General features: G+C 53.5%; 10 protein-coding genes. 8 read left to right on the forward strand and 2 right to left on the reverse strand.

The features are described from left to right. Positions 1-105 precede the first annotated feature (105 nt). Genes N512_RS0114205 through N512_RS0114215 form a run of 3 tightly spaced genes read left to right on the forward strand, consistent with a single transcriptional unit; the run spans position 106 to position 1693 of the window. A complete protein-coding gene (locus N512_RS0114205; protein ID WP_028780761.1) occupies positions 106-810 on the forward strand; it encodes an MOSC domain-containing protein in 705 nt (234 codons plus the stop codon). Positions 811-827: 17 nt separating this feature from the next. Next, complete coding sequence (locus N512_RS0114210) at positions 828-1163, forward strand: DUF4870 domain-containing protein (RefSeq protein WP_028780762.1); 336 nt, start codon at positions 828-830, stop codon at positions 1161-1163. A 47-nt stretch (positions 1164-1210) separates the two neighbouring features. Next, a complete protein-coding gene (locus N512_RS0114215) occupies positions 1211-1693 on the forward strand; it encodes a hypothetical protein (RefSeq protein WP_028780763.1) in 483 nt (160 codons plus the stop codon). Here the strand turns inward: N512_RS0114215 and N512_RS0114220 are convergent. Then, on the reverse strand, positions 1684-1986 hold the full coding sequence (locus N512_RS0114220; protein ID WP_028780764.1) for a DUF1145 domain-containing protein: 303 nt from the start codon (positions 1984-1986) through the stop codon (positions 1684-1686). The two genes, N512_RS0114215 and N512_RS0114220, sit on opposite strands and share 10 nt — an antisense overlap. Continuing rightward, the gene (rsmD, locus tag N512_RS0114225; protein ID WP_025888876.1) at positions 1983-2570 is read right to left on the reverse strand and encodes a 16S rRNA (guanine(966)-N(2))-methyltransferase RsmD; all 588 of its coding nucleotides are present in this window, start codon (positions 2568-2570) and stop codon (positions 1983-1985) included. The genes N512_RS0114220 and rsmD overlap by 4 nt, the downstream gene beginning before the upstream one ends. 225 nt (positions 2571-2795) lie before the next feature. Here rsmD and ftsY point away from each other — a divergent pair, with 225 nt between their 5' ends. The 5 genes from ftsY to N512_RS24135 all read left to right on the forward strand — a co-directional run. Then, on the forward strand, positions 2796-4457 hold the full coding sequence (ftsY, locus tag N512_RS23120) for a signal recognition particle-docking protein FtsY (protein ID WP_037475128.1): 1662 nt from the start codon (positions 2796-2798) through the stop codon (positions 4455-4457). 3 nt (positions 4458-4460) lie between these two features. Then, complete coding sequence (ftsE, locus tag N512_RS0114245; RefSeq protein ID WP_025012145.1) at positions 4461-5153, forward strand: cell division ATP-binding protein FtsE; 693 nt, start codon at positions 4461-4463, stop codon at positions 5151-5153. A 3-nt stretch (positions 5154-5156) separates the two neighbouring features. Continuing rightward, entirely contained in the window at positions 5157-6122 is a 966-nt protein-coding gene (ftsX, locus tag N512_RS0114250; protein WP_028780765.1) for a permease-like cell division protein FtsX, read from the forward strand. A gap of 171 nt (positions 6123-6293) precedes the next feature. Further along, the gene (rpoH, locus tag N512_RS0114255) at positions 6294-7151 is read left to right on the forward strand and encodes an RNA polymerase sigma factor RpoH (RefSeq protein ID WP_028780766.1); all 858 of its coding nucleotides are present in this window, start codon (positions 6294-6296) and stop codon (positions 7149-7151) included. Between the two features lie 168 nt (positions 7152-7319). Continuing rightward, on the forward strand, positions 7320-7487 hold a 168-nt coding region (locus N512_RS24135; protein WP_197021458.1), incomplete at its 3' end, for a transposase.

A 7487-nucleotide genomic window follows, 5' to 3' on the forward strand; every position in this document is an offset into this window, starting at 1 on the left:
CGGCGCCAAGGTCATACAATAGCGCCGCTTTGTATGGAAATGTCCGTGATCTGTCCCGTAAGCTTGGAGTATGATCGGGCTTTGGCACCCGAAGGGAGACGTAACGTGACCAAGTGTTTGATTGACAAGATTTCTGGGCTGTATGCCGGTGATGAACTGACATTCAGGGACAAGCTGGCAAGCGGGATAGATAACAAGTCTCGGATGGAGACGCTGGAGGTTTTCAGCGACAGGGTTGCGGGTGATGCCCAGGCGGATCCCAAACATCATGGTGGCCCGGATAGGGTACTGCATCATTTCCCTCGCGAGCACTATGGCCACTACCGGCGCATGGGGCTGATAACTTCGGGGCAGGATGCACCTGCCATGGGAGAAAACATCAGCAGTGTTGGCCTGACCGAGGTGGATATTCATATCGGCGATATCCTCAGCTTTGGCGAAGTCGAGCTGCAGGTCACCCAACCACGTTCCCCCTGTTTTAAGCTCAATCACCAATATGGCCAGCGGGACTTTGCCCTTGCCATGCAGCAAACGGGTATGTCAGGTTGGTTCTATCGGGTGCTTAAGCCTGGCATCATAAGCTGTCAGGATGCCCTGATACTGAAACAAAGGCGTACCGATATCAGTGTTGCCGAGGCGATGAAGCTGTATTTTCGCCCCGAATTTGATGCGGCCGCCTATGACAGGCTGCTCAGTTGTGAAGGTTTGGCAGCCAGCTGGGTAGGCAGCTTGCAGCGCCGACTGGAGCGGGGCAGCATAGAAGACTGGCAGATGCGCCTTTATGGCCCGGATAGTTTGGCTTTGAACTGAAAAAGTTAGGAAACAACATGGGAAAACAGGAAAGAGACATGGGAATGTTGGTGCACCTGACGAGTTTTGCCGGTTACCTGATCCCTTTCGGCACTATCTTGGGGCCGTTGATCGTTTGGTTGATGAAACGGGAAGAGTTTGAATTTGTTGATGTTTGTGGCCGTAATTGCCTGAACTTCAAAATCAGTATGATCATTTACACCATCATCAGCCTGATCCTGATCTTTGTTGGCATAGGTTTGGTGCTGGTGGCTGTACTGGCGATTTTCGATGTGGTGGTGACCATAGTCGCAGCGGTCAAGGCCAGTGAGGGGGTGGAATACAAGTACCCCTTGGCAATCAAATTCCTGTGAACCCGGGCCATTCATAGGATGGCCTTGTTGCCGACAGCGGAGGAGCAATGCGAACCTTTTTATCCGGTATCAATAACTTTTGGGTCGGTCTGGTGTTCGGGTTGTCACTGCCGCTGTTGTTAATCGTGCTGACGCTGAGCGTGACCCTCTATCAACTCACTGACTTTGCCAATGATGTTGCCATAACCCCTCTGTATCAGCGTGGAGAGCAGACTTTAGCGCGGGTCGACCAACTGCTGGTGACTCTGGATCAACGACTCAGTGTTGACGACCCAGGCTTATTGGCACCACTGAAGCAAATAGAGTTGTTGCCTGAGCTTAAGTTGTTGGCTCTCAGCGTTGCCAAGTTACAGGTTGAAGAGAACCAACCAGCGCTCTCTGCTGTGAAGGCTGAGCTGGCGACTCAACTCGATGCTTCCCTTAAGCAAAGGTTTGCGACAGCCGAGGCTGAAGCCCTGAGCCAGCATTTGCAGCAAATTCTGGAAATATTGGCCAAGGGTAAAGAGGCGCCTTTGCCGCCTCAATCCTGATTATTTGCCGAGGTTTCTGTAGCCAGTTGACTCAGCGCTCGTTGGCGGTAATCCAGCAAGGCAAACACCCCGAATAGAAAGGCGTTGAGATAGTCTTTAGCCTTGAGCGGCAACAACTGACAAAATATCGTGTGAAATATCAGCACTTGCAGCCCATGCATCATGGCGGTTACCCCGAGAAGTATGGTGAGTATCACGCCGATATTGCCTTCAAACGGGCTGAACAGGTTGAAAAACATCAACACCCAGGCCAATAGGGTCGCCAGTTTTCCCAACACTAATACGGCTTTCATGACTCTACTCCTCCCGGGAAGCGATACAGGCGGTAGCTGACCTGGCCGGCCTGCTTCTCTTTCAATGCCTCCCAGTCAGCCGGTATCGGTAACTGCTGCAATTCTGATTCCACTTCGAGATAGATAAGGGCGCCTGGGTTGAGCCATTGATGCCGGGCCAGCAGGGTTAGGGTTTGCTCGGCCAGTCCCTTGCGAAAAGGGGGATCGATAAACACGATATCGAAACGGCGATCGGCAGGGCGCGCCAAACCGGCCAATACATCGCCGTTGATGACCTCGGCACTGTCGCATTTTAGGGTTTGCAGATTCTGCTGCAGTTGCTGAGCGGCGGTTTTTTGCAGCTCATAGACTCTGGCAAAAGCGGCATAGCGGGATAGGGCTTCCAATGCCAGGGCGCCACTGCCACCGAAACAGTCCAACACCGAGCTGCCACTGAGTTCACCTGCCAGCCAGTTAAATAGTGTTTCCCGCACTCTGTCTGTGGTTGGCCTCAGGCCTTCCAGATCCTGGATGGGTAATTTTCTCGAGCGCCATTGGCCTGCGATAATACGAACCTGACCGCTGCCCGGTCTATTTTTGGCCATCTTGCCCCCGTGATTTTGCCTGAAGAAAGAAAGTGGTAGACTATGCCACCTTAAAAGCGTCGCTATTTTATAACAAACTCAGCTGAAAAGGTGAGATGAAGCTAAAGCCCTTTATCGCTCGGGAATGCCCATAACAGGCCCCGCTGCTCCAGGGAAATAGTTGCGACCTCAAGCGGGAGCCCGGCTCCTGAAGATCCCCCACGATGTTGAGCACTGGTAGCACTGATGGCAAAGAAAGGTTTTTTTTCCTGGTTTCGTAAAGACAAAAGTAATGACGAAGCCGAGCAGGCGGCCAAACTCGCCGAACAACAAGCCGCAGAAGCCGCGGCCGAGACCGAACGTTTAGCTGCTGAAAAGGCGCAGGCTGAACAAGCCGAAGCTGATCGTCTGGCTGCTGAAAAGGCGCAGGCCGAGCAAGCCGAAGCCGAGCGTATTGCTGCTGAAAAAGCGCAGGCAGAGCAGGCCGAAGCTGAGCGTCTGGCTGTTGAAAAAGCGCAGGCAGAACAGGCAGAAGCCGAGCGTATTGCTGCTGAAAAGGCGCAGGCAGAGCAAGCCGAAGCCGAGCGTCTGGCAGCTGAAAAGGCGCAGGCCGAGCAGGCAGAAGCCGAGCGTATAGCAGCTGAAAAAGCGCAGGCCGAGCAAGCCGAAGTTGAACGTCTGGCTGCTGAAAAAGCGCAGGCAGAACAGGCCGAAGCCGAGCGTCTGGCAGCTGAAAAAGCGCAGGCAGAACAGGCTGAAGCTGAACGCCTGGCTGCTGAAAAAGCGCAGGCCGAGCAAGCTGAAGCTGAACGCCTGGCTGCTGAAAAAGCGCAGGCAGAACAGGCCGAAGCCGAGCGTCTGGCAGCTGAAAAAGCGCAGGCAGAACAGGCCGAAGCCGAGCGTCTGGCCGCTGAAAAAAACCAGGCCGAACAGGCTGCTGATGAAGCTCAACCTGAGCCACAGGCAAAACCTGTTAAAGAGGGCTTCTTTGCCCGCCTCAAGCGGGGGCTGATGCGTACCAGCGAAAATATCGGTAGCGGTTTTATCGGGCTGTTTCGCGGTAAAAAGATTGATGATGACCTGTTTGAAGAGCTGGAAGAGCAACTGCTTATTGCCGACGTTGGGGTGGAAACCACCAGTCGGTTGATCTCCAGCCTGACAGATCATGCTTCACGCAAGCAGCTCAAGGATGCCGAAGCCTTATATGAATTGCTGCAGCAGGAGATGCTGGCGACGCTGGAGCCTGTGAGTGTGCCTCTGGTGCCGGATAATGCCGCCGGGCCTTTCGTTATTTTAATGGTGGGGGTCAACGGCGTTGGCAAGACCACTACCATAGGCAAGTTGGCCAAACAGTATCAGCGCGAAGGCAAGTCTGTCATGCTGGCAGCCGGTGATACCTTCCGCGCCGCTGCGGTTGAGCAGCTGCAGGTTTGGGGCCAGCGCAACGATATTCCTGTGATTGCCCAGCATACAGGTGCCGATAGCGCCTCTGTGCTGTTTGATGCCCTGCAGGCCGCCAAGGCCAGAAACGTCGATGTGTTGATTGCTGATACCGCTGGTCGTTTGCAGAACAAGAGCCATCTGATGGAAGAGCTGAAGAAGGTGGTTCGGGTGATGAAGAAACTGGATCCGGACGCTCCCCATGAAGTGATGCTGACCCTGGATGCCAGCACGGGCCAGAATGCCATCAGTCAGGCGCAGTTGTTCCAGGAAGCCGTCGGGGTTACCGGTATCAGTATCAGCAAGCTGGATGGTACCGCCAAAGGCGGAGTTATCTTTGCCATTGCCGATAAATTTGGTATTCCTATTCGTTACATAGGCGTGGGAGAGCAGATAGACGATCTGCGTACCTTCAATGCCAAAGACTTTATCGAAGCCCTGTTCAGTCAGGAGAAGGCGGATAACTGATATATGATTCGATTTGAGCAGGTCAGCAAAATTTACGCCGGGGGCCAAAAGGCACTGTCTGATGTGAGTTTTCATCTTCAGCGGGGCGAAATGGCCTTTCTTACCGGGCATTCCGGGGCCGGTAAGAGTACCTTGCTCAAATTGATCACAGTTATCGAGCGCGCCAGTGCCGGCCGGGTATGGATCAACGGCCATGATATCGCCGGTATCAAGCGCGGCCATGTGCCTTACCTGCGCCGCGATATCGGGATGATCTTCCAAAGCCACCATCTATTGATGGATCGCAGCGTGTTTGACAATGTGGCGCTGCCCTTGGTTATCGAAGGTTTTACCCTGGGGGAGATCCGCAAGCGGGTAGCCGGTGCTCTGGATATGGTGGGGCTCTATGGTAAAGAGCGCCATAATCCCATCATGCTTTCGGGCGGTGAGCAGCAGCGGGTAGGCATTGCCAGGGCGATAGTCAACAAACCCCCTCTATTGCTGGCCGATGAGCCTACGGGTAACCTGGACCCCAAGCTGTCCATGGATATTCTCAGGCTGTTTGAAACCTTCAACGATGCGGGCACCAGCGTGCTGATTGCCACCCATGATCTCGGTCTTATCGCCAGAATGAAATACCGCACCCTAACCCTGAAGCAGGGGCGGATGATAGGTGGTGAAGAACTGGGGACCAGCCCCATGAGCGCTAAGGAATAAGCTATGTCTGCCCAGCCTTCATTGACCCGCAGTAAACTCCCGCTTTCCGGCCGGATAGTGATGTTTTTTATCCGCCATATACAGCATGCCATGGCCAGCATGGGTGAGTTGTGGCGTAACCCTATCTCATCGCTGATGACCATGGCTGTGCTGGGTGTCAGCCTGAGTTTGCCGGCCGCCTTGCAGGTGCTGGTAAAAAATGCCGAAACCATTACCCAATCCTGGAGCAGCGCGGCACAGATCTCCTTGTTTATTGAGGGGAACCGCTCAGAGCAGAGTATTCAGAGCCTGCTGACACGGATAAAGGTCTACCCGGAAATCGATGAGGTCGACTATATCAATCGTGACGAGGCACTGGCGGAGTTCCAACAGCTGTCGGGTTTCGGCGAGGCGCTCTCCTATCTGGAAAGCAACCCTTTGCCGGCGGTGATCAGCGTGATCCCCACTGAAAAGTATTCCAGCCCCGCAGGCGCCAGAGAGCTTTTGACCAAGCTGGAGCGTGAGCCTGAGGTGAGCTTTGGCCGTCTGGATATCGAGTGGCTGGAGCGCTTACAGGCGCTGGTGCGCCTGTTGGAACGTACCGTGCTGGCGTTGGCGGCACTGCTGATCCTGGCAGTGGTGCTGGTCATAGGCAACACTATTCGCCTGGCTATAATGAATCGGCGCAGTGAAATTGAGGTCATGAAGCTGGTCGGGGCCACAGAAGCCTTTATTCAGAGACCCTTTCTCTACACTGGCATCTGGTATGGTGTTATCGGCGGTATACTCGCCTGGGTGATAATCAACCTCTTGGTTTGGTACCTGGATGGGGCGTTGGCCTCGCTTTTGGGCCTATATGGCAGCCAACTTGAGATGCAGTCCCTGACCTTTGTTGAGCTGCTACAGATGATGGCACTGGCGTCATTTTTGGGTTGGTTGGGGTCTTTCCTGTCGGTGCGCCAACACCTGCGAGCCATAGAGCCTCACTGATGTAAAAATGAACTTATCTTCACTTGCATTGTCCTATTTTCGGGGTAAAAATAACCCCGGATGTTGGATACGGCGTTGACAATATATGTCAATTGACCGATAGTGCATCGGCTCATCAGCGTTTTTTTCGACCCGAAATGAGCATCAAAGCAGTAAGAAACAGGAGCGTGAATGACTGATCAAACGCAATCAATGGCACTGATGGTTCCCCAGGGGAGCAGCAGTCTCGAGGCCTATATCCATTCGGTAAACAGCATGACCATGCTGGACGCCGAGCAGGAGTATGAGCTGGCGAAGCGTTTGCAGGAAACCGGTGATCTGCAGGCGGCTAAGCAACTGATTATGTCGCACTTACGTTTTGTGGTGCATATTGCCCGCGGCTATGCGGGTTATGGTCTGCCACAGGCAGACCTGATCCAGGAAGGCAACATAGGCCTGATGAAGGCGGTCAAGCGTTTCGACCCTGATGTGGGTGTGCGTTTGGTGTCTTTCGCCGTGCACTGGATCAAGGCAGAAATTCATGAATATGTGCTGAAGAACTGGCGCATAGTCAAAGTTGCCACCACCAAGGCACAGCGTAAGTTGTTCTTCAACCTGCGTAAGGCCAAGAAACGTCTGGGTTGGTTCAGCGATGAAGAGGTCACTATGGTGGCGGAGAATCTTGGCGTATCCAAACAGGATGTGACCGAGATGGAGTCGCGAATGGCGGCGCAGGATCCGGCCTTTGACCTGACCAATGATCACGATGATGATCATGACTTTGCCCCGGCGCTTTATCTGGAAGACCATTCTTCCGACTTGGCGGCCCAGGTAGAAAATGACAACTGGGAATCCAATGCCCAGAACAAGTTGTTGTCGGCGATCAAGACCTTGGATGAACGCAGCCAGCATATTCTGCGGGCCCGTTGGTTGGACGATGAAAAGACCACACTGCAGGAGCTGGCCGATACCTATCAGGTGTCTGCTGAGCGGATCCGTCAGTTGGAGAAAAACGCCATGAACAAGCTCAAGGCTTGTATGGACGTATAACGCAGTCAGCAAACTATTCAGTAAAACCCGCCTTCTGGCGGGTTTTTTGTTGTCACCCCAAAACCACCTCCTATGGAGGTGGTGATCGTCAAGTCGGGGCTCAGCCCGAAGAGTGCCCATACTGCATACTGACTCGGTTTGTTACCAGCAAATCAAGGAGTAAGCAGTATGAGCCGATATGAAAGTGCATCGCACATCTTCTATCGCTGTCAGTATCACATTGTATGGAAGCCAAAGTATAGACACAGGATCTTGAAGGGCCGAGTTGGGCAGGAGGTTTGTCGGAGTATTTATATCTATAGTGGCATGAAGAGGTGTCGGATAGTAGAGCTAAAT

The organism is Shewanella sp. 38A_GOM-205m, assembly GCF_000518445.1.
Lineage (GTDB): Bacteria > Pseudomonadota > Gammaproteobacteria > Enterobacterales > Shewanellaceae > Shewanella > Shewanella algae.

Coding starts and splice junctions, on each gene's coding strand:
- ftsE (WP_025012145.1), top strand. CDS start 4,461: ATGATTCGATTTGAGCAGGTCAGCAAAATTTACGCCGGGGGCCAAAAG.
- N512_RS0114215 (WP_028780763.1), top strand. CDS start 1,211: ATGCGAACCTTTTTATCCGGTATCAATAACTTTTGGGTCGGTCTGGTG.
- N512_RS0114220 (WP_028780764.1), bottom strand. CDS start 1,986: ATGAAAGCCGTATTAGTGTTGGGAAAACTGGCGACCCTATTGGCCTGG.
- ftsX (WP_028780765.1), top strand. CDS start 5,157: ATGTCTGCCCAGCCTTCATTGACCCGCAGTAAACTCCCGCTTTCCGGC.
- N512_RS0114210 (WP_028780762.1), top strand. CDS start 828: ATGGGAAAACAGGAAAGAGACATGGGAATGTTGGTGCACCTGACGAGT.
- ftsY (WP_037475128.1), top strand. CDS start 2,796: ATGGCAAAGAAAGGTTTTTTTTCCTGGTTTCGTAAAGACAAAAGTAAT.
- rpoH (WP_028780766.1), top strand. CDS start 6,294: ATGACTGATCAAACGCAATCAATGGCACTGATGGTTCCCCAGGGGAGC.
- rsmD (WP_025888876.1), bottom strand. CDS start 2,570: ATGGCCAAAAATAGACCGGGCAGCGGTCAGGTTCGTATTATCGCAGGC.